Source organism: Intestinibacillus sp. NTUH-41-i26, from assembly GCF_032769475.1.
GTDB classification, from domain to species: Bacteria; Bacillota; Clostridia; order Oscillospirales; family Butyricicoccaceae; genus Agathobaculum; species Agathobaculum ammoniilyticum.
On the sequence record NZ_CP136477.1, the window covers coordinates 1,908,881 to 1,931,230 of the forward strand.

The 22,350-nt window shown below is 60.2% G+C and carries 28 protein-coding genes, 1 tRNA gene and 1 other annotated feature; of the genes, 3 read left to right on the plus strand and 26 right to left on the minus strand.

Annotated features, from left to right (window positions below):
• Nucleotides 1-8: 8 nt before the first annotated feature.
• The 3 genes from RX717_RS09805 to RX717_RS09815 are packed head-to-tail and all read right to left on the minus strand — an operon-like array spanning nucleotide 9 to nucleotide 782.
• Nucleotides 9-308, minus strand: a complete 300-nt coding sequence (locus tag RX717_RS09805) for a hypothetical protein (protein ID WP_107631992.1) — start codon at nucleotides 306-308, stop codon at nucleotides 9-11.
• Between the two features lies 1 nt (nucleotide 309).
• Complete coding sequence (locus RX717_RS09810; protein WP_107631991.1) at nucleotides 310-561, minus strand: hypothetical protein; 252 nt, start codon at nucleotides 559-561, stop codon at nucleotides 310-312.
• The gene (locus tag RX717_RS09815; protein ID WP_242977953.1) at nucleotides 561-782 is read right to left on the minus strand and encodes a helix-turn-helix domain-containing protein; all 222 of its coding nucleotides are present in this window, start codon (nucleotides 780-782) and stop codon (nucleotides 561-563) included. The genes RX717_RS09810 and RX717_RS09815 overlap by 1 nt, the downstream gene beginning before the upstream one ends.
• Nucleotides 783-908: 126 nt before the next feature.
• Between RX717_RS09815 and RX717_RS09820 the strand changes: the two genes are divergently transcribed.
• Together RX717_RS09820 and RX717_RS09825 are read left to right on the plus strand one after the other, a co-directional pair.
• Entirely contained in the window at nucleotides 909-1,505 is a 597-nt protein-coding gene (locus RX717_RS09820; RefSeq protein ID WP_107631990.1) for a helix-turn-helix domain-containing protein, read from the plus strand.
• 13 nt (nucleotides 1,506-1,518) lie between these two features.
• The gene (locus RX717_RS09825; RefSeq protein ID WP_107631989.1) at nucleotides 1,519-2,907 is read left to right on the plus strand and encodes a tyrosine-type recombinase/integrase; all 1,389 of its coding nucleotides are present in this window, start codon (nucleotides 1,519-1,521) and stop codon (nucleotides 2,905-2,907) included.
• Nucleotides 2,908-3,049: 142 nt separating this feature from the next.
• On the opposite strand, the gene RX717_RS09830 is transcribed toward RX717_RS09825, so the two are convergent.
• The 23 genes from RX717_RS09830 to RX717_RS09940 all read right to left on the minus strand — a co-directional run bounded on the left by RX717_RS09830 (nucleotide 3,050) and on the right by RX717_RS09940 (nucleotide 20,763).
• Nucleotides 3,050-3,125 (minus strand) — tRNA-Pro (locus RX717_RS09830).
• Nucleotides 3,126-3,220: 95 nt separating this feature from the next.
• The gene (gene tyrS / locus RX717_RS09835) at nucleotides 3,221-4,441 is read right to left on the minus strand and encodes a tyrosine--tRNA ligase (RefSeq protein WP_107631988.1); all 1,221 of its coding nucleotides are present in this window, start codon (nucleotides 4,439-4,441) and stop codon (nucleotides 3,221-3,223) included.
• Between the two features lie 103 nt (nucleotides 4,442-4,544).
• A complete protein-coding gene (gene recN / locus RX717_RS09840; RefSeq protein ID WP_107631987.1) occupies nucleotides 4,545-6,230 on the minus strand; it encodes a DNA repair protein RecN in 1,686 nt (561 codons plus the stop codon).
• Between the two features lie 15 nt (nucleotides 6,231-6,245).
• The gene (locus RX717_RS09845) at nucleotides 6,246-6,701 is read right to left on the minus strand and encodes an arginine repressor (protein WP_054327316.1); all 456 of its coding nucleotides are present in this window, start codon (nucleotides 6,699-6,701) and stop codon (nucleotides 6,246-6,248) included.
• A gap of 24 nt (nucleotides 6,702-6,725) precedes the next feature.
• Nucleotides 6,726-7,589 carry an NAD(+)/NADH kinase gene (locus RX717_RS09850; RefSeq protein ID WP_159068206.1) on the minus strand — a complete coding sequence of 288 codons (864 nt, stop codon included), beginning with the start codon at nucleotides 7,587-7,589 and terminating at the stop codon, nucleotides 6,726-6,728.
• Nucleotides 7,582-8,379: a TlyA family RNA methyltransferase gene (locus RX717_RS09855; protein WP_107631986.1), complete on the minus strand. Its 798-nt coding sequence runs from the start codon at nucleotides 8,377-8,379 to the stop codon at nucleotides 7,582-7,584. Before RX717_RS09855 ends, RX717_RS09850 begins: the two co-directional genes overlap by 8 nt.
• Nucleotides 8,372-10,240: a 1-deoxy-D-xylulose-5-phosphate synthase gene (gene dxs, locus RX717_RS09860; protein ID WP_107631985.1), complete on the minus strand. Its 1,869-nt coding sequence runs from the start codon at nucleotides 10,238-10,240 to the stop codon at nucleotides 8,372-8,374. The genes RX717_RS09855 and dxs overlap by 8 nt, the downstream gene beginning before the upstream one ends.
• 25 nt (nucleotides 10,241-10,265) lie before the next feature.
• Nucleotides 10,266-10,859, minus strand: a complete 594-nt coding sequence (locus tag RX717_RS09865) for a hypothetical protein (RefSeq protein ID WP_107631984.1) — start codon at nucleotides 10,857-10,859, stop codon at nucleotides 10,266-10,268.
• 779 nt (nucleotides 10,860-11,638) lie between these two features.
• Nucleotides 11,639-12,523 (minus strand): polyprenyl synthetase family protein, encoded by an 885-nt coding sequence (locus RX717_RS09870; protein WP_054327313.1) that lies wholly within the window; start codon nucleotides 12,521-12,523, stop codon nucleotides 11,639-11,641.
• On the minus strand, nucleotides 12,520-12,756 hold the full coding sequence (gene xseB, locus RX717_RS09875; protein WP_107631983.1) for an exodeoxyribonuclease VII small subunit: 237 nt from the start codon (nucleotides 12,754-12,756) through the stop codon (nucleotides 12,520-12,522). Before xseB ends, RX717_RS09870 begins: the two co-directional genes overlap by 4 nt.
• A gap of 1 nt (nucleotide 12,757) precedes the next feature.
• A complete protein-coding gene (gene xseA / locus RX717_RS09880; RefSeq protein ID WP_054327311.1) occupies nucleotides 12,758-14,032 on the minus strand; it encodes an exodeoxyribonuclease VII large subunit in 1,275 nt (424 codons plus the stop codon).
• The gene (locus RX717_RS09885; protein ID WP_316960266.1) at nucleotides 14,029-14,967 is read right to left on the minus strand and encodes a DNA-binding protein; all 939 of its coding nucleotides are present in this window, start codon (nucleotides 14,965-14,967) and stop codon (nucleotides 14,029-14,031) included. The genes xseA and RX717_RS09885 overlap by 4 nt, the downstream gene beginning before the upstream one ends.
• Nucleotides 14,960-15,436, minus strand: coding sequence for a transcription antitermination factor NusB (nusB, locus tag RX717_RS09890; RefSeq protein ID WP_316960267.1), 477 nt, complete (start codon nucleotides 15,434-15,436; stop codon nucleotides 14,960-14,962). The genes RX717_RS09885 and nusB overlap by 8 nt, the downstream gene beginning before the upstream one ends.
• A 145-nt stretch (nucleotides 15,437-15,581) precedes the next feature.
• Nucleotides 15,582-15,995 carry an Asp23/Gls24 family envelope stress response protein gene (locus RX717_RS09895; RefSeq protein ID WP_054327308.1) on the minus strand — a complete coding sequence of 138 codons (414 nt, stop codon included), beginning with the start codon at nucleotides 15,993-15,995 and terminating at the stop codon, nucleotides 15,582-15,584.
• Between the two features lie 65 nt (nucleotides 15,996-16,060).
• The gene (locus tag RX717_RS09900; protein WP_316960268.1) at nucleotides 16,061-16,582 is read right to left on the minus strand and encodes a SpoIIIAH-like family protein; all 522 of its coding nucleotides are present in this window, start codon (nucleotides 16,580-16,582) and stop codon (nucleotides 16,061-16,063) included.
• A 34-nt stretch (nucleotides 16,583-16,616) separates the two neighbouring features.
• On the minus strand, nucleotides 16,617-17,045 hold the full coding sequence (locus RX717_RS09905; protein WP_316960269.1) for a hypothetical protein: 429 nt from the start codon (nucleotides 17,043-17,045) through the stop codon (nucleotides 16,617-16,619).
• Nucleotides 16,955-17,167, minus strand: coding sequence for a hypothetical protein (locus RX717_RS09910; RefSeq protein WP_316960270.1), 213 nt, complete (start codon nucleotides 17,165-17,167; stop codon nucleotides 16,955-16,957). Before RX717_RS09910 ends, RX717_RS09905 begins: the two co-directional genes overlap by 91 nt.
• Nucleotides 17,164-17,640 (minus strand): hypothetical protein, encoded by a 477-nt coding sequence (locus tag RX717_RS09915; protein ID WP_054327305.1) that lies wholly within the window; start codon nucleotides 17,638-17,640, stop codon nucleotides 17,164-17,166. The genes RX717_RS09910 and RX717_RS09915 overlap by 4 nt, the downstream gene beginning before the upstream one ends.
• The gene (locus tag RX717_RS09920; protein WP_107631979.1) at nucleotides 17,637-18,740 is read right to left on the minus strand and encodes a stage III sporulation protein AE; all 1,104 of its coding nucleotides are present in this window, start codon (nucleotides 18,738-18,740) and stop codon (nucleotides 17,637-17,639) included. The genes RX717_RS09915 and RX717_RS09920 overlap by 4 nt, the downstream gene beginning before the upstream one ends.
• Nucleotides 18,741-18,754: 14 nt before the next feature.
• Nucleotides 18,755-19,144 carry a SpoIIIAC/SpoIIIAD family protein gene (locus RX717_RS09925; protein ID WP_107631978.1) on the minus strand — a complete coding sequence of 130 codons (390 nt, stop codon included), beginning with the start codon at nucleotides 19,142-19,144 and terminating at the stop codon, nucleotides 18,755-18,757.
• Nucleotides 19,141-19,335, minus strand: coding sequence for a stage III sporulation protein AC (gene spoIIIAC, locus RX717_RS09930; RefSeq protein ID WP_107631977.1), 195 nt, complete (start codon nucleotides 19,333-19,335; stop codon nucleotides 19,141-19,143). The genes RX717_RS09925 and spoIIIAC overlap by 4 nt, the downstream gene beginning before the upstream one ends.
• Before the next feature lie 19 nt (nucleotides 19,336-19,354).
• Nucleotides 19,355-19,870 carry a stage III sporulation protein AB gene (locus RX717_RS09935; protein WP_316960271.1) on the minus strand — a complete coding sequence of 172 codons (516 nt, stop codon included), beginning with the start codon at nucleotides 19,868-19,870 and terminating at the stop codon, nucleotides 19,355-19,357.
• Entirely contained in the window at nucleotides 19,858-20,763 is a 906-nt protein-coding gene (locus RX717_RS09940; protein ID WP_054327300.1) for a hypothetical protein, read from the minus strand. Before RX717_RS09940 ends, RX717_RS09935 begins: the two co-directional genes overlap by 13 nt.
• 146 nt (nucleotides 20,764-20,909) lie before the next feature.
• Nucleotides 20,910-21,164 (plus strand) — a binding site (T-box leader).
• A gap of 81 nt (nucleotides 21,165-21,245) precedes the next feature.
• Between RX717_RS09940 and aroF the strand changes: the two genes are divergently transcribed.
• Nucleotides 21,246-22,262, plus strand: a complete 1,017-nt coding sequence (aroF, locus tag RX717_RS09945) for a 3-deoxy-7-phosphoheptulonate synthase (protein WP_107631975.1) — start codon at nucleotides 21,246-21,248, stop codon at nucleotides 22,260-22,262.
• Nucleotides 22,263-22,350 lie beyond the last annotated feature (88 nt).

A 22,350-nucleotide genomic window follows, 5' to 3' on the forward strand; every position in this document is an offset into this window, starting at 1 on the left:
TCACCGCCTTACAGCCGCATTTGTCCGGTCATTCCGTCCAGTGCATCCAGTGCGCTTTCCATAGAGCGGCGGGTATTCTTGGCACGGTTCGACAAGGTGCGGATAAACTCCCTGATCTCTGTCTCGTTGGCGGGCAAAAAATAGCCGCCGCCCTCTGTACAGGTGGATAGGATAACCGCGCCTGCCTGCCGCTCCCGCTCGATCGCTTTTTGAAGCTCGCGCACAGTGTCAAAGCCGAGTATTTCAGCAAGCGTCTTGCTGGGGATGGCGTTCTCCTTGCCCGTAGGAAGATAGTCTGTAATCTTCAAATTACACCACCCGCCTTTCGTTGATGCGCCGGATGCCCTGCGCCTGTTCGGGCTTGCCCTCTGGCGGCCTCTCCAAGTAGTTAATAAGCGCATCCAGATTGACCAGACGGCGGTTTCCGTTACCGACTGGAACGGACGGCACAGCGCCGGTATGTATCAGGCGGCGTATTAGCTTTAAGCTGACCTGCGTTTCAGGATCAGCTTTGCGCAATTCCTCCAAAGCCTGTGCGGGAAATCTCATGCGTGCGGGCATTAGATCGCCTCCTTGTGTTGTATATCGATAATATCACCAACTGAGCAATCTAAATATTCACATAACGCAACCAACACTCGAAACGAGATAGATGCGCCTTTCCCGTAGTATAGATTGGTTAGTGTTGTTCGGGAAATGCCAGTAGCGCGAGAAATATCGCTGATTTTAAGGCGACGTTCACCTAACAACGCAGCGAATCGGTTTTTTACAATCACGTTCATTGTCTATACCTCCATATAAAATGTTCAGATGTTTGTTCATTTAATTATAATAATCCATTCGATTATTGTCAAGCCTTATTGACATAATGAACAGAGTATTGTACAATTTTTTTGAGGAGGGAAAATATGATTATTTGCAATTTGGCTATCCTGCTTGCTGAGCGAAAACTAAAAATTTCCAAAGTTTCTGCGGATACCGGTGTTTCGCGAACCACTTTGACCGCGCTTTACTACAATTCAGGAAAGGGTGTTCAATTTGACACTGCAAATTCGTTATGCATTTACCTTTCTGTAAGCATGAGTGACCTATTCACCGTTGTACCCATTGATTTTTCTGTCGATAGCTGTTCAATTTCTCTGAAACTACCGTGGGAAGGCGATGGAAAGCATCTTGTCGCTTTCACACTAAAGGTCGTCGATAAAAAGCGAACTGAGTTTCCGCATATATTAGGCGTAATTGATAAGACTGGCGAAGTTACATTTGACACAGAACAAAATGCAAATTCGTCGGAGGAAAATCAATTTCTTTCAAATGCACTAAATAAACTGCCACGCGCTGGCCGTGATCTGTTGAACAGTATGTTAGCGTCAGCCCTTGAGGCAGAAATAAAATCTAATGAAGAATTTAAGCAAGAATTTTCAAATATATTTTTGATCGATTTTAAATTTCCACAACAATTTGAAAATTCTTCTGACAATGGCTTTACAAGCTCTTTTTTATGATGATGGTGATTAAATGGCTACTATCCAACAACGCGGCAACACCTATAAAATCGTTGTATCCTGCGGCTACAATCTGAACGGCAAGCAGATACGCCGCACGATGACATGGGCACCCGAGCAGGGCATGACAGCACGGCAGATAAAAAAAGAACTCGACCGGCAGGCAGTTCTATTTGAAGAAAAGTGCCGTACTGGTCAAGTCTTGGACGGGAATATTAAGTTTGCTGACTTTGCGGAAAAGTGGTTCGGGGACTATGCGGAGAAGCAGCTTAGGCCTACCACGGTCGCCGGATACCGACACTTTATCAAGCGGGTGCTGCCTGCAATCGGTCATATCCGCATGGACAAACTGCGGCCGCATCACTTTATGGCGTTCTATGACAACCTTGCAGAAAGCGGAATACGCGAGGATACGCTATATCGCTGCAAATTGGATTTCAAAACATTCTTGCAGAAAGAGCATATCACCGCTGTACAGTTAGCAGAAAAGGCGGGCATAGGTGTGCGCACGCTTTACGCATTAAACCGCGGTCAAAAGGTCAAAGCAGAGACCGCACAGAAAATAGATGCAGCTTTAAACTGTGCGCAATCCATCTTTGAGCCGGTCAACGGCGACAAGCAATTGACCGGTAACACGGTCGCGCACTATCACAAAATGCTGTCCTCCATGATGTCAACGGCGGTTAAGTGGCAAATCATCTATGATAACCCATGCGCGCGTGTAGACCCGCCCAAGATCGAGCGCAAAGAAGCTGCCTACCTTGACGAGATTCAAGCGCAACGCCTTCTTGATCTACTCGATAACGAGCCGATAACATACCGCACCATGATAACCCTGCTTCTGCATACCGGCCTGCGGCGCGGTGAATTGTGCGGGCTGGAATGGGGAGATATTGACCTTGAACGAGGTTTACTCGATGTGCAGCGCAGTTCCTTATATTTGCCGGAAAAAGGTGTGTTCATGGACGATACAAAGAATAACAGTTCTAAGCGCGTTCTCAAACTTACGCCGGATGCTTTGGTAATGCTCAGGCAATATAAGGCGTGGCAAGGCCGTGAACGTCTCCGTATTGGCGACCAATGGGCAGAAGAGTGGGGCGATCATCCACGCTTATTTACTACATGGAACGGGAAGCCGCTACATCCAGCCACAGTAACAGGGTGGTTCCACGACTTTATTGATCGGAGCGATTTGCCGCCCGTCTCAATCCATAGCTTGAGACATACAAATGCAACCCTACTGATTGCGGCAGGTACAAACGTCCGTACTGTGTCGGCACACCTTGGACACTCGCAAACATCTACCACAATGAACATTTACTCTCACAGTATCAAATCAGCGGAAGCAGCAGCGGCGGAAGCGCTGCAAAGTGTGCTGACCCGCTCGAAAAAACGGGCATAGAAAAAGGGCGCTCCCATCAACGGGAACGCCTGATTTTTAACCCATAAACACCAAATAAACACCAACACCGTTTTTGCAAAAAGCAAAAATCCGCAAAAAGTTATAAAAAGACCGCCAATTCTTACAAATCAGCGGTCTTAAATGGTCCGAGTGACAGGACTTGAACCTGCGGCCTCTTGACCCCCAGTCAAGCACGCTACCAACTGCGCTACACCCGGATATTTTGGCAAGGCGCTAAACCTTGCCAAAATAGAATATCAAATTTCCATCCTGTTGTCAAGGGCTTTCCACATTTTGCACGCAAACTTTTCTCTTAAAGCGTGACTTTATGGAACGTTTTTTTACCCTTTTTGATAATGCACTCCTGTTCAAAGGCACTTTTTTCGAGCATCTGCCTGAAATCCTCGACCTTTTCACCGTTCACCGACACGCCGCCGCCCTGCACGAGCTTGCGCGCCTCTCCATTCGAGCCTGCAAGGCCACACTTGACGAGCAGCGTCAGCACGCCGATCCGGCCGTTCTCAAAGTCCCTATCCGTCAGCACGGTGGTCGGCATATTTTCACTCGTGCCGCCGCCGACAAAAATGCTTTTTGCTGCTTCCATCGCCTTGTCGGCCTCTTCCTTGCCATGCACCAGCTCGGTCAACTCATACGCAAGGATCTCTTTCGCCCTGTTGAGCTGCGCGCCCTCCCAGCGGTCCATCTCCTCGATCTGATCCATAGGCAGGAACGTCAGCATACGAATGCACTTGAGTACATCCGCATCGTCCACGTTGCGCCAGTACTGGAAAAAGTCGTAGGGAGAGGTCTTATTGGGGTCGAGCCATACCGCGCCGGACGCGGTCTTGCCCATTTTCTTGCCCTCGGAATTGAGGAGCAGCGTAATCGTCATGGCATGCGCATCCTTGCCCAGCTTTCGGCGGATCAGCTCGGTGCCGCCCAGCATGTTCGACCACTGATCGTTGCCGCCGAACTGCATGTTGCAGCCGTAGTGCTGGAACAGATAGTAAAAGTCGTAGGACTGCATAATCATATAGTTGAATTCAAGGAAACTGAGCCCTTTTTCCATGCGCTGCTTGTAGCACTCCGCACGCAGCATATTGTTGACCGAAAAGCATGCGCCAACCTCGCGCAGCAGATCGATATAGTTCAGGCCGAGCAGCCAGTCCGCGTTGTTGACCATCTGCGCCTTGCCCTCGCCGAATTCGATAAAACGCTCCATCTGCTTTTTGAAGCAGTCGCAGTTGTGCTGGATGGTTTCAGGTGTCATCATCGAGCGCATGTCCGAGCGGCCGGAGGGGTCGCCGATATAACCTGTGCCGCCGCCGACCAGTGCGATCGGCTTGTTGCCAGCCATCTGCAGACGCTTCATCAGACACAGCGCCATAAAATGCCCGACGTGCAGGCTGTCCGCCGTAGGGTCGAAGCCGATGTAAAACGTCGCCTTGCCCTCGTTGATCATTTTACTGATCTCTTCCTCATTGGTCACCTGGGCGATGAGGCCGCGCGCCTTGAGCTCTTCATATAAAGTCATGGATGTTTTTCGTCCTTTCTGAGATAATATCACCGCGCAACATCTGCCGTTTGTCAGGGCGCGCGCTCCTTCAGGTTCTCATGAATAATGACCACTGCAATTTCTATCCTCTCTGATATTCCGCCGCTTTCTGCAAAAGCTCCCTCGCGTTCTGCAGCGACAGCTCTGTGATGGTTTCGCCCGACAGCATGCGCGCGATCTCACGGGCGCGCGACGGTTCATCCATGGGCTGCACATCGGTATAGCTTCTTTCCCCACGCACGGATTTGGAAATCAGCAGGTGATGATCCCCCATCGCCGCGATCTGCGGCAGGTGGGTAACGCAAAGCGTCTGCTTCTGCCGCCCGATATCGGACAGCTTGTACGCGATCTGCTGCGCCGCATGGCCTGAAACGCCGGTATCGATCTCGTCAAAAATCAGCATACCAACATCCTCACCCGCCGTCAAGACGTTTTTGAGCGCCAGCATAATCCGGCTCAGTTCGCCGCCCGACGCGACCTTGGACAGCGGCTTTTCCGGCTCGCCGGGGTTGACCGATATCTCAAACGTCACCGTGTCGAACCCGTGCGCGGAGAGCTTGGCTCCCGTATGCACCGCGATGCGCAGCCTCACCTTTTCCATATCGAGCGCCGCCAGCTCGCGGACGATCTCCGCCTCCAGCCGCTTTGCTGCGGCGCGGCGCGCCTCGCCCAGCCGGGCGGCGAGCGCCTTTGCTTCCGCCAGTTCTTCCTTGTACTGCGCGCGCAGCCCCTCGCGCCGGTTGTCCGAATCCTGCAACGTTTCCAGCTCCACCGCAATCCGGTCGCGGTATGCCAGCACCTCAGCAACCGTACCGCCGTATTTCTGTTTCAGGCGATAGATCAGGTCGAGCCGCTGCTCCACCCATTCCCGTTCCGTCGGTGAAAAATCAAGGGTATCGCTTCGTCCGGAAACGCTGTCGCGCAGGTCCGCCGCGAGCAGCCGCACCTCCTCCGCCTGTTCGGCCAGCCCGTCGAACGCCCCCGACACCTCGCGCAGGCCGGCAAGCGCCCCCGCCGCCTGGTCGAGCAGCGCGCACGCGCCGCCGGCGTCGTCATCTCCGTTCAGGGCGCGCCGCGCCTGCTCCAGCGCGCCCGCAATTTTCCCCGCATGGTCGAAATACGCCTTGCGCTGCGCGAGCGTCTCCTCCTCGTCCGGCCGGAGCGCGGCCTGCTCGATTTCCTCCTTGTGGAACGTGAGCATATCGATGCGCTGCAGGCGCTCCTGCTCGCCGGTCTCCAACGCAGTGATCTCGCGCCGCAGCGCAAGCAGCGCCTGATACCGCGGGCGGTATTGATCCAGCAGGGCGCCGTTCCCCGCATACCCGTCCAGATAATCGATGTGATACTGCTCGTCCAGCAGCTTCTGGCCGTCGTTCTGCCCGTGAATATCGATCAGGTACGGCGCGAGCTGGCGCAGCACCGCAGCCGCGACCGGCTTCATGTTCACCCTGCAGGTGCTTTTCCCGTCCGCTGTCAACTGGCGCTGGATATGCAGCGTATCCGGCTCCTCGCCGGTCAGGGCAAGCTCGTCCAGCAGTCCGTGCAGCGCCGGCGACAGGCCGGTAAACACGGCGCTGACAAAGCCCTTCTGCGCACCGGTGCGCACCAGGTCGCGGCTGACGCGCCGGCCGAGCACCGCGCCGATCGAATCGATCACGATCGACTTGCCCGCGCCAGTCTCGCCGGACAGCACGGTCAGCCCGTCCTCCAGCTCAATATCCGCCTGCTCGATAACCGCTATATTCTCAATGTGGAGCAACTGCAGCATCGCCGCTTCCCTCCGTCACTTCAGGATGTCATGCGCCTGCCGGCAGAACCGGTCGGCGCTGTCGTTGTCGCGCATGACAACGAACACCGTGTCGTCGCCGCCGAGCGTGCCGATCACATCCGAGGCGCGCATCGCGTCGATCGCCATGGCTGCCGCCTGCCCCAGGCCGGGCAGCGTCTTAATAACCACCATATTCTGCGCCGCGTTGATCTCGGTCACACATTCGCGGAAAATGTTGCGTAGCCGGGTTGTAAAGCTGTCCGCCGCGCCGGCGGCCGCGGCCGAATACTTGTATTTCCCCGTTTCCGCGGACAGGGTCTTGATCAGACGCAACTCCTTGATATCGCGGGACACGGTGGCCTGTGTCGTGCTGTAACCCAATGCGCGCAAGTGGTCGGTCAGCTCCTCCTGCGTCTCAATATCGAACCGGTCGATCAGGTCAAGTATTTTCGCCTGTCTTTGAAACTTCATGCTCCGCGCCTCCCTCTTCAGAATTCAGAGTTTTTGCTGCAATATCTTGTAAAAGCTGTCTCCCTTGAGCCGCACCAGCCGGCTGCGCAGCGCGGAGCGCGTGATCTCCACCACATCGTCCGGCCGGATGGCGAAGCCCTGTCCGCCGTCGACCGAAAGGAACACCTCGCTGCCGCCCTCGCATGCTGCGCGGATGGAGATACGGCGTTCGGGCGCGAATACAAACGACTTGGCCGCCAGCGCGTGGGCGCAGATCGGAATGACCGCCATATTCTCCGCGCTCGGTTCGATCACCGGCCCGCCTGCGGACAGGCCGTACGCGGTCGAGCCGGTCGGCGTAGCCACGATCACACCGTCCCCGCTGAAGCCGGTAACGTCCTCCTCATCCGCCGCAATGCGCACCCGAACCACCCGAAACGCGGTTCCCTTGGCGACCACGATGTCGTTGAGCGCATCGTCCTCATACACCGCGCGGCCGCCGCGGCGCACCACGGCGTGCAGCATCATGCGGCTGTCAATCGAATACTCGCCCGTGAAAAGCTTTTCCATCCGGCCCAGCTCGTCCGGCTCCAGTTCGGTCATGAACCCGATATGGCCGACGTTGACGCCCAGGAGTGGCAGCTCCTGCTGCGCCGCGGCGCGCGCCAAGCGCAGCATGGTGCCGTCACCGCCCAGAACGACCGCCAGCTCCGCAAGCCGGACGCCCGCATCCGTTTCAACGTATTCCACATCGTCCAGCCCCAGTGGCGCCGACCGCATCTGGAGCGGCAGCATCAGGTGGACGCCGTCGCGCCGGAGCTGTCCACAGACCTTGGGCAGCAGGACGTGCGCCCCCTCCTTGCGCATATTGGGATAGATGAAAAAACTTTTCATGATCGTATCAGCCATCCAATTCCGCATGCGCCTGGCGCACGACTTCCTTCAGATCGGGTACGCTTTCCACACCCCGCTTCGCCAGATACCCCAAAAACTCGATGTTCCCTTCCGGCCCCTTGATCGGGGAAAACGTCACATCCTGCACCGCAAAGCCCGCTTCGCGCGCGTTTTCCACAAACCGTTCCAGCACCTCAAGATGGATCTCCGGCTCGCGCACAACGCCCTTTTTCCCGACCTTGCCCCGCCCTGCCTCGAACTGCGGCTTGATCAGGCAGGCGACGCGCCCGTCCTCTGTCAGCAGGCTGGCGACCACGGGCAGGACCAGCTTCAGAGAAATGAACGAAACGTCGATCACACAGAGCGCCGGAGACTCCTCCAGCATGTCCGGCGTGACATATCGAATATTCGTCCGCTCCATACATTTAACGCGCGGGTCCTGCCGCAGGCTCCAAGCCAGTTGGCCATAGCCCACGTCGATCGAATACACCTTGGCGGCCCCGCGCCGCAGCAAGCAGTCGGTGAAGCCGCCGGTCGACGCGCCCACGTCCATCACGGTCAGCCCCGCCGGATCGATTTGAAAATGCGCCAGTGCCTTTTCAATCTTTTTCCCGCCGCGCGACACGAATGCGTTCTCATTGCCGCGCACCTCAAGCACGGCGTTTTCGTCCACCATGTCGCCCGCCTTGCCGGCCTTTTGGCCCGCGATATAGACGATGCCCTCCATGACCGCCGTTTTTGCACGCTCGCGCGAGGGGAAAAGCCCCTTTTCAAACAGCAGTACGTCCAGTCGTTTCTTAGCCAAGCCCGTTCCCCCCTGCTTTCCGCTTTTCCGTTATATAGTCCGCCACGCTCTCCGCGTCGATGCCGCAGACGCGGTAAATATCAGACACGCTTCCATGCGGCAGAAAGCGGTCGCCCGTGTTGAGCAGATCCAGCCGCCCTCTGTGGATCTGCGCCATCGTTTCCCCAAGGCCGCCGCTCTGCACAACGTCCTCCAGCACGACGCACCAGTCCGCCTGTTCGGAGATGCGGCCAAGCTGCTCCTTGAGCGCCCCGTCGATCCGATTGACCTTCCATACCTGCGTGCGGAGCCCACGTTCCTCCAGCAGCCGCGCCGCCGCCAACGCCTCGTTCACCAGAATGCCGTGGGTCAGCAGTACGGCATCCGGCCGCTCCGCCTCGCGCACGCACGCCGCCGGCTCCGCCGACGTATCCCTCTGGAACGCACCCTCCGCGCCGCGCGGGTAGCGGATGGCGACCGGTCCTTCCTCATGGTAGAGCGCGTCCGAAAGCATGCTGCGCAGCTCGGCGAAATTCGAGGGACAGAATATCTTCATCCCCGGGATGGCCCGCAGGAACGCGACATCCAGCACGCCGTTATGAGTCGCGCCATCCGCGCCCACAATGCCCGCGCGGTCCACACAGAACACCACATGCAGGCCGGAGATGGCCACGTCGTGAATCAACTGGTCATACGCGCGCTGCAGGAACGTGGAGTATATCGCAACGACCGGCAGCAGCCCCTGCGCCGACATGCCGGCCGCCATCGCCGCTGCATGCTCCTCCGCAATGCCGACGTCGAAAAAGCGAGTCGGAAACCGGAACGCGAATGGTCCCAGACCAGTACCCGAAGGCATTGCCGCCGTGATCGCGCAGATGCGTCCGTCCTTTTCCGCAAAGGAGCAAAGCTCCTTTCCGAAAAAAGTGGAAAAATCCATTTCCCCGGCCGCTTCGAAGCGGCCGGTCAGCGGGTCAAAGCTGGAAACGCCGTGATATTTTTCCGGCTCCTGCTCGCTCGGCGCGTAGCCGCGCCCCTTTTGCGTCATTACATGCAGCAGCACGGGTTTTTTCATTTTTTTCGCCTGTGCGAGCAGCTCGCACACGCTTTTCAGATCGTGTCCGTCCACCGGACCGAGATAGGTAAACCCCATCTGTTCAAACAGCGAGGTGGGCAGCACAAAGCGTTTGACGCGCGCCTTCGCGCGCGAAATCGCCCGCGACACCGCCGCGCCGCCCGGAATCCGCGCCAGCCGTTCTTTCACACGGGCCTTGGCGTGCAGGTACCGCGGGCTGACGCGCAGACGCGACAAATGTCGGCTAAGCCCGCCGACATTCTGCGCAATGGACATATTGTTATCGTTGAGCACTACCAGCAGCGGCTCGCCCGACGTTCCGGCGCTGTTAAGCGCTTCGTACGCCATACCGCCGGTCATCGCGCCGTCGCCGATCACCGCGACCACATGGTACTTCTGGTTTCTGATTGTGCGCGCGTGCGCCATGCCGAGCGCGACAGAAACCGAGTTGGAGGCGTGTCCGGTCACACAGGGGTCGGTATCGCTTTCCTCCGGCCGCATAAAGCCGCTGAGCCCGCCGTACTGCCGCAGGGTACCAAAACGGTCCCGCCGGCCGGTCAGTATCTTATGGACGTAGCTCTGGTGGCCCACATCATAGATGATACGGTCGCGCGAGGAATCAAACTCGCGCTCCAGCGCCACCGCCAGCTCGACCACGCCCAGATTGGACGCAAGATGCCCGCCCGTTTTGGAAACCGAGTCCACAATGAATTCCCGCAGGGAGGCGCAGAGCACGCTCAGCGAGTCATAGGAAAGCCCGCGCAGATCGGCTGGGCCTGTGATGGTATCTAAAATTCCGTATCGCTTCATCCATCCTTCTCCCATTGTGAAGGTCTTATGATTTCTTGCTGTCGAATGAAACCGGCAGCAGCGACAGCACACGGCCGCAAAGCGCCAGCACCTTGCTGCTGAACGCAATCGCGACACCCTTGCCCGCCGCCTTGCCGCCGATCGTCATGGCGGAGATCATGCCGGTAACCAGCAGGGAGACCGCCACGACCATTGCCGCATGCATCCCCACGGTGATATTGGCTACGATCAACGCGCCGGTCGCGCCTGAAATGATGCCGCAGATATCGCCAACCACGTCGTTGCAGATGCTCGACACCTTTTCCGCGTTGCGCGACATCCAAACCGCCTCCCGCGCGCCCCGCACCTTGTGCGCGGCCATGGAATGAAATTCCTTTTCGGTCGCCGAGGTTGCGGCAACGCCGATCATATCAAACAGAATGCCCAGCGCGATGAACAAAAACAGCACAGCAAACGACAAAACCGTATTCGCATTGCTGAGCGCTTCGTTCGACACGTAGGACATCACCACGGACAGCAGGAAGCTGGCGCAGGTGATCGTCGCCACCCAGCGCGTATTGATCAGCCGCGGCTTCTGCTGCGGCTGCGCTTTTTTCTTCTGTTTATCGGACGCTTCCAATCCCACTACTCCTTAATTAAAAAGCCGGTTCCGGCTTGCAACTTGTTTGATAAAAGTGGCGGCAGATCGAGTAAATCTTGCGGCTTGAGGTTCGGTTGGCTTTCCCCGCGGACTGCCACGCGTCGCCGTCGTGGGGGTTTCCCATTAAAGTCCGTGCCGGGATGTTGCCATCACCGGGACCGAATTGCCACTGAGTCCGCACTGCAATCCTCGATCTGCCTCTTTGCGAACAGCCTAGGTGATTTCCACTGCAGGCAACACGATTCTTAGCCTCTTTTGCAGACATGGTTTCAACCGTCAATTCCCGCGGCGTTCCTGGCCGGGAAACCGCGGGCGGATACGCTATCCACCATGGCCACGCAAGGCAGGCTACACTGCACACAGCGTTTTGCTTGTGTGCGCCGCCCATTTTCCCGCCCCCAAAAGGGGGCGGGCGGGAGAACACGCACAGTCACGCCGCACCGCAATACAGGTTTCATCCTGCACCGTAGAACATCCATCAATCAAAGCGATGCTATAGGTGTCCCACGCATACAGGTCTCCACGGCGAGAGGGTCGGTACTTCATGCCATTGAAGCGCGCCCGCAAGCCTTAACCTCCAGCATCCACCCCAAACTGGGCGTAAGAAGCAAACACCAGAGACTTCATCGATATGCCCTTCTACGGATTTTTAGGCCCGTCCTGGGAATCGTATGCGCTGACTAGGATACTGCGCCACTTATTTGTTATTTTAACACATACACAGCTCTTATTCAAGAAAACCGCATAAAAATTCACATTTAGTTTGCCCTGCCCGTCAGGCTTCGCGCAAGCTCGGTCAAAAAGCCGTTCCCCGGAAGCCCGTCGAGCGCCGCCACCGCTTCCCCGGTCAGCCGGTCCGCGAGCGCGCGGCACGCCTCCAGCCCAAGCAGAGCGGGAAAGGTCGATTTTTCATCCCGCGCGTCCTTGCCGGTCGTTTTACCGAGCGTCCGCGCATCACCCTCGATATCCAGGATATCGTCCTGAATCTGGAACGCCAGCCCGAGCTTTTCGCCGTATTCGCGCGCCGCTTCCAGCGTGCGCGCGTCGGTGCAGCCCGCCGCCGTGCAGCCCAGCTCGCACGCGGCGCGCAGCAGGCACCCTGTCTTGAGGCTTTGCAGCAGGTTCAGCGCGTCGAGCGATATCCGGCGGTGCTCCGCCCCCAGGTCGAGCACCTGTCCCGCAATCATGCCATTCATACCCGCCTCGCGTCCCAGAATGCGCACGCACCGCAACACGGCTTCCGCGTCAAGCCCCTTCGCGGCGGCGGCGGTTTCAAACGCAGCGGTCAGCAGCCCGTCGCCCGCAAGGACGGCGGTTGCCTCGTCAAACGCCTTATGGCAGGTCGGACGCCCGCGGCGCAGGTCGTCGTCATCCATGCAGGGCAGATCGTCGTGGATGAGCGAATAGGTGTGGATCATCTCAAGCGCGCAGGCAAACGGCATCGCCTTGTCCGCTTCTCCGCCGCACAAGCGGCAGAATGCCAGCACGATCACCGGCCGCAGGCGCTTGCCGCCCGCCAGCGCCGAATATTTCGCGGCCTCAAAAATACGGTCGTAGCCCTCGCCCGTTTCGCGGGAAAGGTATTGCGCCAGCGCGGCTTCGATCTGCGCGACATCCGCCTTCATCTGTTCGGAAAACGTCATTTTGCCGCCTCCTCCGCGTCAAAGGGCTGTTCGGTCAGTTCGCCCTGCGCGGTTTCCTGCATCACGGTCACTTTCTGTTCCGCCTTGTCCAGCAGCCTGCCCAGCGCGGCGGACAGCTTCGTCCCCTCCTCGAACAGCTTCATACTCTCGTTCAGCGGCGCCTCGCCCTTTTCCAGCAGGCGGACGATCTCCTCCAGCCGTTCCATCTGGTTTTCAAACGTTTTTTCAGCCATGCTATGATTCCTCCCTGATATCGGTCACGCGGCAGTCCGCCGCGCCTTTGGCAAACCGGATACGCAGCGTATCGCCTGCTTTGAGCGTGCGCGCGTCGCTGACGACCGCGCCGCGCGCCCCTTTCGTCGCGACCGCATAGCCGCGCGCCAGCACGCGCAGCGGGCTGATCGCGTCGAGCGTCGCCACAGCTTGCGTAAAGCGCAGGCGCCGCCTGTGCAGGCCGCCCTGTCCCGCCGTGGCCAAGCGCTGCCGCAGCACGGCCAGCTTCTGCGACTCGCGTCCCAGGCGCGCGGGCAGCGCGGCGCCCAGCCGGTCGGCCATCTGGTCGAGCAGCAGGCGCTTTTCCGCGATATAGTGCGCGGGGGTGCGCAGCGCGAGCCGCTCCTGCAGCCCCGCCAGGCGCTGCCCCTTTGCCTGCAGCAGCTTATGCGCAGCCGTATGCAGCCGCGTATGCAGCGCGCGGACCGAAAGCGCATACTCTGTCCGGTCGGGGACCGCAAGCTCGGCCGCGCCCGATGGCGTCGGCGCGCGCAGGTCGGCCACGAAGTCCGCGATCGTCACGTCCGGCTCGTGGCCGACCGCCGAGATCACAGGTATTTCCGAGGAAAAGATCGCCCGCGCGACGACCTCTTCATTAAACGCCCACAGATCCTCCATCGAACCGCCGCCACGGCCGCACAGGATAACGTCGGCCTCCCCCACCGCGTTGGCAAGCCCAAGCGCGCGGGCGATGCTTTCCGCCGCGCCCTGCCCCTGCACCTGCGCGGGATAGAGCGTGACCTTGGCGAGCGGCCAGCGCCGTCCCAGAATGCGGATCATATCGCGCACAGCCGCACCGGTCGGAGAGGTAACCAGCGCAATGTGCCGCGGGCAGGACGGAATGGGCTTTTTACGGCTCTCGTCAAACAGCCCTTCCGCATACAGCTTGTTTTTCAGCTGCTCAAAGGCCAGATTCAGCGCACCCGCCCCGTCCGGTATGACCTCGGAAAGATAGAGCTGCACCGCGCCCGTGCGCGGGAACGAGCTGACACGCGCCCGCACAATGACCTTCATCCCGTTCTGCAGGCGGAACTTGAGCCGCGCCGCGTCCGACCGGAACAGCACCGCGTTGATGGATGCGCCCTCGTCCTTGAGCGTCAGGTAATGATGGCCGGAGGAATGCGCTTTATAGTTGGAGATCTCGCCCTGCACCAGCAGGCTGCGGTAGCCGGGTACCGCGTCGAGCAGTTCCTTGATCTCGTTGTTCAGTTGGGTTACGGAATAGATGGTGCTCACGTTTTCATCCTTTCATACAGCCGCGAGGCGAGTACGGCCGCGCCGACCGCGTTGTCGCCCGACAATGCCGGCTCAGCGAAATATACCGCGTCCCCGAACGCCTCCCGCATCCGCGCGCGGATGACCTCGCTCGCCATCACGCCGCCCGCGCACAAAATCGGGCCGCCGTACCGCCGCACCGCCTGGTCGGACGCTTTGACGACCGCGTTTGCGACCGTTTCCAGCGCAAAGCGCGCGAGCTGCGCAGGCTCCGCAGCCTTTTGCCTATTTTCCACCTGGTTCTGCATGCCGGAAAGGGAAAAGCGGCTATCCGCCACCTTTGGCGCAAAACCCTTTTCCGGCCGCGCCTGCAGCGCCAGTTTGTCCAGCGCCGCACCCGACGGGAATGGCAGGCCGAGCAGCGCGCCGGTCCGGTCGATGAGCTGGCCAGCGGCAAGGTCAGTCGTGCCGCCGACGCAGGTGCAACCCGGCAGTCCATCCTCCCCCTGCCGCACCAGCAGCAGCTCGCTCGTCCCGCCGGACAGGTGCCACGCAAGCAGGCTCCCATCCAACAGGTCGAGCCTGCCCGCGCTCAGCGCGGCCGCCGCGATATGCCCCTGCTGATGCGAGACTGCAAAAAGCGGCACAGATAGCAAATGCGCCGCGCTGCGCGCGACGCTCTCCCCCGCCAGAAAGCAGGGCATATACGAGCCCTCGACCGCGCGCGGGCGGGTGCTCACGCCGATGGCGCGCACTTCTCCTGACGGCAGGGACCCGATCTTCTCATGCAGACGCACGGTATGCTGGAACAGCGCGTCCGACTGACGCAGGCCGATCGCGCCCTCCGGCACGGACAGCAGACCGCCCTCGTTGCGCCACGCGCCCGACGACGCATCATAAACCGCCGCCGAGGTGCGGTAATTCGAGGTGTCGATCCCCAGGAAGCGCTCAGGCATCGGCCGTCTCCGGCGCCGCGGGCTTGTCCGGAAACTCCGCGCGCGCCACCGAGCCGAGTACGCCGTTGACGAACGCGGCCGCTTCGTCCGTATCGTACACCTTCGCCAGCTCGACCGCCTCGTTGATCGCCGCGCCGACCGGTACATCGTCCACATAGCGCATCTCATAGATCGCCAGGCGCAGCACCGCTGAGGTCATGCGCGACAGGCGGTTCAGCTTCCATCCCTTGGAATAGGCTTCGATCGTGCGGTCCAGCTCCTCCAGACTGCCGGCAACGCCCTTGACCACCGACCGGATGTACTGCGTCTGCTGGTCGGACAGCTTGCCCGCATACAGCGCGATATCCCCGCTGATCGAGGCCATGATGCTCTCGTCCAGGCGGTTGTTCAGATTTTCATCCTCAAACTGCTGAAACCCCATCTCAAAAATCAGATGCAGGGCAATCTCTCTCGCTTTTGTTCTGCTCACGGCGGCAAGCTCCTCCTATATTTCTGAATACGACCTATTTTATCCTATTTTCGCCAAAATTTCAAGCCGATATTCCATGAAAAGCGGGAGGATTTGGCAAAACAAAAGCGGCATGGCCGCCGCCATGCCGCTCTCCCTATCCGTTTCAGCCCTGCTCCTGTCCGGCCGCCGGCTCCTCCGCCGCCGGCGCGGGCGCGAACGTCACGCCGCCGACGTGGATATTGACCTCGGTAACTTTGAGGCCGGTCATGGATTCCACCGAAGCTTTGACGTGCTGCTGCACCTGCTTTGCCACATCGCAGATGTTGTGGCCGAACAGCGCAAGGAAGCCGATCTCGATCCGGACCGTCCCTTCCTCGCCGATCTCGATGCGAACGCCCTTGGAAATGTTTTTCTTGCTCAAAAAGCTGACGATATCGCTTGTCAGGCTGGAATACAGTCCGCTTACGCCTTCCGTTTCCGAGGCGGCAAGCGCGGCGATCGAAGCGACAACGTCTTCAGAAATACGAATGCAGCCCTGGTCGTCCTCGGTTGACCAGTACTCCTTATGATCCGCCATACTGTTCACTCTCCTTTTTACGGATTATAACACAGTTTTGGCAAAAAAGAAAGAGAAAATACCGATCAGGCCGCCTCGACAATCTTGATCTGGCCGGCCGACATGCCGGTCTCGGAGATAATGATGTCCTTGATGACCGTAACGTCCTCGGCCTGCAGGCCGCCCTCCGGCGGCGCGACGACCGCGTTTACGCTGTCGTCCCCAATCATCACAACCGCATCCTCGTACCCTTTCGCGCGGATCAGGCTCTCGATGTTCGCCTCGGCCACGGAGTCCTCGGCCAGCGCGGAGATCTGTGCCGCCGCCTCGTCCTTCGCGGTCTGGTCGGCTTCCTCGCTCTCGCTCAGCTCCTTGAGCGTGCTGACCGCCTCATCCCTCGCCTGCTCGCGGGTCAGACGCGAGGCCGCGAAGTAATCCGTCCCGTCCGCCGCGTCTTGCGCGCTTGCCGCCGCGTCCTCCGGATCGGTCTGTTCCGCGACCAGCAGGTCCTCCGGCGCATCGATGTAGCTCCAGTTGAGGTAGACCGCAACGCAAAGCAGCAGCGCGATCACTCCGTATATTGCCCCGCGTTTCTTGATTTTTTTCATGACTGCTCGCCCTCCTGTACATGGTTATTATGTTTTATGTTCCCGCCGCCATTTTCAGAACCGTAACTTTGTCCGAGCCGATGCCGCATACGGTACCGACCGCCTGCGTCACTGCAAGGCGCACCTGCGCGTTGTCCGCGCCGTCGCACAGGACGACCGCGCCACGGAACGTCGGCAGCAGGCTTTTTACCGTCACCGGCTTTTCGCCGTAGCTTCCGTCTGATACAACGGTCAGATCGCTTTCATAGCTTTGTCCTGCGTCGCCGTTCCTCGTCTGGCGGGTGTTCACAGCATATACCGCCTCCTCGGTCTGGTCGAGCGACAGCATCAGTTCCACCCGCCCCACACCCTCGATCGCCGCAAGTTTTTCGTTCAGGTCCTGCTCAAACACGGCCAGGTCGAATCCCGCCGTCTCCGGCTGTCCGGTCTGCGCCGCGGCCTGCTCCTCCCCCCGCCGAACCACCCACCGGAGGCAAGCAGTAGCATCCCCGCCAGCAGCACGATCAGGACCGCCCGATACCGGTGCGCCAGCGGCCGCAGCTTCTCCCCCAGGTCTTTCAGCCATGCCAGCTCTGGTTTTTTCATCTTGCAATCATCTCCTGCCTTTCCTCCGGCACCCCGCACTCCTCGGTCAGAATCGCGCGCAACTCTTCCAGGCGCGCCGCGTCCCGCCCGCCGTAATATACGGTCACGCGGTCCACCTGCAAAATCCCGTTTTCATCGTTTGCCATGGTCACATCGACCGTACAGTCGAAGCCCTCTTTTTGCGTGCGCTGCTCCACCATCTCCGCGATGCTGGCCGCGACCGTACTCATGGTGGTCTGGGTGTTTTGCTCCTGGATTGCAGCGATATCCTCCTGGGACGGCACGCCCCAGCCATCCCACGCGGCGGTGCGCAGGCCGGAGAGCGGCTGCAGCAGCGCCAGCAGCATCAGCAGACCCGCCGCAGCCTTGATGATCTCCCGCAGCGCCCCGCCGCCCACCATGCGCAGCGCAACCGCCGAGGCTACGCCCGCCAGTGTGACGCGCATCAAAATTGTCTGAAATAATTCGGTCATATCGGCTTCACCATCGCAACCACATATACCAGCTCCAAATACAAGATCAGGCAGCAGGTGCTGAGCATGCCGAGCAGCAGGCCGAAGCCCGTGCCTACCCCCTCCAAAAGCTGCCGCAGGCTGCCCGAGCACAGCGGCGACAGCACGGCCGCCCCCGCCTTATAGCACAGGTAGCTCGCGCCCGCGCGCAGGAACGGCACCAGGCAGATAGCCGTGACGCACAGCATCCCGAACACGCCGATCGAATTTTTGAGCAGCGACGCGCCGGACAGCACCGTCTCGGTCGCGTCCGAGATCACGCCCCCCACCACAGGCACCGCGCCCGACACGGCAAACTTCGCCGTTTTCAGCGCCATCCTGTCCACGCTGCCCGAAACGCTCCCCGCTATGGTAAGGTATGCGGTAAATAGCGTCAAAATGAGCTTGAGCGCACCCGAGGTCAGGCTCTTGATCCCGTCCGCGAGGCCGCGCAGCATGCCGTTGCCGGTCGCCGCGTCCACTGCGGTGATCGCAAGATACGCACAGGCCGCCGGCACCATCAGCGTATGGATCAGGCGGATAACAAGGTCGAACACCACCATCGTCGCCACCTGCAGCACGGTGGCGGTCGCGGCGCTGCCGCCGGCCGACAGCGCGGCCGCCAGCACCGGCTGCAGCGTGCCGGAAAACAGGCTGATCTGCTCCAGCGTATCGCGGCAGAGCGACAGCACGCCGGAAAAGTCCTGCAGCAACACGGCAGCGCAGCCGAGGGCGCCCGCCATATCGATCCATGCGTCCGCTTCGCCGCCCGCCGCCGCGGAAAAGCCGCGCGCCATCGCGGTGAGCAGGATCACGACCGCTACCCGCGCCAGGCTATGTACCGCGTTCTGCAGCGCGCTGCGGCTGTCCTCCGATACGTTGTCCAGCAGGCGCGCGAGCGAGCCTGCCAGCTCGTCGGCGGTTTCCGGCTGGATGCCGTCCAGATACCCCCGCCGCTCCTCCGGCACCGCGCCGAGAAGCGATTCCCCGCCCGTCTGCCCGATATCCACACCCGATGCCGCCGCTCCGGCGGATACGAGGCAGGCCAGGAGGACGAGCCATACAACGACCAGTTTTTTCATCCATCCGTTTCCTTTCATACCGTCCAGTCGGCCACCAGGCCCAGCACCTGCTCCAGCAGCGGCAGACACAGGGAAAGCGCAAGCACCGCGCCGGCAATCTCCAGCTTGGCGGCAAGCGCGGACTGCCCCGCATCCTTGCACAACGCGCTCATGACGCGCACCACAACCGCCACGCCCAATGCCTTGCACACCGGCAGATACAGGCTGCCCGTAATGCCGCCCTGCGTCAGCAGCGCGGAAAAGCGCTGCGCCGTGCCGCCGATCGTCTGGAACGCCTGCAGCAGGATCAGCACGCCCGCGGTCAGCGTCAGCAGGAAGGCAATGGCGGGCGCGTCCTTTTTCAGCACGAGCGAAAGCACCAGCGTCAGCAGCGCCAGCCCGCAGGCCGCGGTCAGCCCGTTCAAAAGCCGAACACGCTTTTCATCATCGAAAAGAGCTGGCTGATCTCCTGCACAATCAGCATCAGCACGACGATCAGCCCTGCGAGCGTGGTCATCAGCGCCTGCTCCTCCCGTCCGGAACGCGTCAGGAGCTGTCCAAGGACAGCCACCAGGATGCCAACGGCCGCGATCCGGAAAATCAGATCAACATCCATACTTCCCTCCGTTGTCAGATCAGCACCAAAACGACCAGTATCCCGAGCGCGATGCCGCAGGTGCGGTACAAATTCCCCTTGCTTTGCAGTTCCTCGGCCGCCGCCGCGCGCGCGCGGCGGACAGGCGCCGGCCAATCTGATCCAGCCCCGCCGCCTGTTCGACGGCGTCGTAGCGCCCCAGGTAGTTCGCGGCGTCGCAGAGGATATCGCATTCCGGCGCGCCGAGTCCAGCCTCCGCGCGGTTGTCCCGCAGATTGACGCGCCACAGATAGCTGAGCGAAAGCCCATTCTGCTCGCGCAAGCGGCGCTGAAGGCCGCCGAACACCAGCCGGACGGTCGGGTTTTCGTTTTCCGCCAGCGTCCCGATGATCTCAGGCAGCGGCGCGCGGCGGCAGGATATCTCGCTGCTGATCAGCGAGAGAGCCATCAGCATCGCGTCCGCCGCCGCAACCCGCTTTCGCAGGCCCTGGCGGGCAGACAATCCGAGCGCCGCGCAGGAGCCGAATATCATCACCGCACCTATCAGCTTGAGCATGTCCGTTCCTCCAATCGTTCCATGCGGTATTCCCGCTTTCCATCCCTCCGGCCGATCACGACCGCCCGCCTGAAAACGCCCAGTTCCAGCAGGGAGCGGTAAAGCGGCCTGCGCCGCAGGTCGTCCGTTCCCGCCGCGTGCGCGGTCGCGAGTACCGCCGTGCCGCAGTGCGCGCAAAGCGAAACCGCCTCCACATCCTCGGGCGCGGTGATCTCGTCGAACGCCAGCAGCGCGGGCGACATGGTTTTGAGCAGCATGAGCGCCGCCCGCTTTTTCGAGCAGTTTTCCAACACATCAGTACAGCGCCCGATCGCGAACTGCGGCACGCCGTCTGCCAGCGCCGCCACCTCGCCGCGCTCATCCGCCACAGCGACCGTATGCCCCTTGTCCGACACCGCGCGCACCCATTCCCGCAGCAGCGTGGTTTTCCCAAAGCCGGGTGGCGACAGCAGCAGCATGGATTGCGGCTCACCCTCCCCAACCCAGGGCGCGATCACGGCATCCACCCCCCAGGCCTGCCGCGCGATGCGCAGATTGACGGAGGACAGCCCGCGTATGCCGACGACCTTTCCGTTTTCCTCCGCTGCGGTGCCGCAGACACCCAGCCGGTGGCCACCCGTAAGCGTAACAAACCCGTTTTTCAAGCTTTCCGTATAGCTATGTACCGAATACCGCGCGGCGCGGCTGAGGATCTCCCGCAGCTCCTGCGCGGTAACGACGGCAAGCTCCAGCTCCCGCTCGCCGCGGGCCGTTTTGACCGCCGGCGGCCGTCCCGCCCGAAACCGCAGCTCCTCGACCTCCTCCTGCCCCTCCAGCGCCGCGAGCTGCGCCGCGCGAAGCGGCGGCAGGCATCCAGCCGCCTGCTGGTAGGCTTTGTCCTGTTTCACTTCCATATTGCATCACCTGTCCTACTCTATGAGCGCCGTCTGCGGAATATGACTGTCCGACGCCCTTGACCGCAATTCCTCATGAAACAAAACCGTAACAATTTTTGCATTGACAACCCGAGGCATCGGTAATATAATAAGTACAAATATTGCACAAAGCGATGACAGAGGAAAGTAGTTGTTCCAAGTGCGGCTTTCAGGGAGTGTCCGGCATGACTGGAAACGGACGCAGACGCCGGCACGATGAAGTTCCCTCTTAAGCTGCGGCGCTGAAAAAAACCTTGCAGTAGGCGCCGACGGACTCCTCCGTTACAGGGATAGGATATTTTGTGTATCCGAAAAAGTGCGGCATGGTTTCCATGCCGAATGTGGGTGGTACCGCGGAATGTTTGTCTTTCGTCCCTCTTTGTGGATGAAAGGCTTTTTTTATGCTTTTTCTCCGCCGGACAAACGCAATTCACCCCCAATATGACAAGGAGAGAAAACACATGATTATCATTATGAAGCAGGGTGCGACCCGCGAACACGTTGAAGAGCTTTCCAGGCACATCGAGCGTTGGAATGTCAAGGCCAACCCGATCTACGGCGCGGGTACGATCGTCATCGGTCTCGTCGGCGACACGGGCGCGGTGGATAAGGACGCGCTGCTGCGCGACCCCCAGGTGGAAAACATTATCAAGGTGCAGGAGCCATTCAAGCTGGCCAACCGCAAGTTCCATCCGGATAATTCCCAGGTCGAGATCGCGCCGGGCGTGGTCGTGGGCGGTAAAAAGCTGGTCGTGATGGCCGGCCCCTGCTCGGTCGAAAGCGAGGAGCAGATCATCGACGTGGCGCGCCATGTGCAAGCGGACGGCGCCGCCGTGCTGCGCGGCGGCGCGTGGAAGCCGCGCTCCTCCCCGTATTCGTTCCAGGGCCTCAAGGCTGAAGGCCTCGAACTGCTCCACAAGGCGCATGAGGCGACCGGCCTGCCGGTCGTGACCGAGATCACCAACCCCGCGCATATCGAGCTGTTCCTGGATAAATGCGACTGCTTCCAGGTGGGCGCGCGCAATATGCAGAACTTCGAGCTGCTCAAGGAGCTGGGCCAGACCAAAAAGCCCGTGCTGCTCAAGCGCGGCTTCGCCAATACGATGGAGGAATTCCTCATGTCCGCCGAATACATCATGGCAGGCGGCAACGAAAACGTTATCCTGTGCGAGCGCGGCATTCGCACCTACGAAACCTACACCCGCAACACGCTGGATATCTCCGCGGTGCCCGTACTCAAGCGCATGAGCCATCTGCCGGTCATCGTTGATCCGTCCCACGCGGGCGGCATCTACTGGATGGTTGAGCCACTGGCCAAGGCCGCGATCGCCGCGGGCGCGGACGGACTGATGATCGAGGTTCACAACGACCCCGCGCACGCCCTGTCAGACGGCGCGCAGTCGCTCACCTACGATTCGTTCCACGAAACCATGACCAATCTGCGCGCGGTGGCGCAGGCAGTGGGGCGCGAAATCTGATTTCGCTTGAAGCTGCCGTTTCCGGCGAGGGGGACGTGACGAGGTTTTGCCGCGGGCGCGTCCAAAGCGCGACTTCGCGCGCCGCATC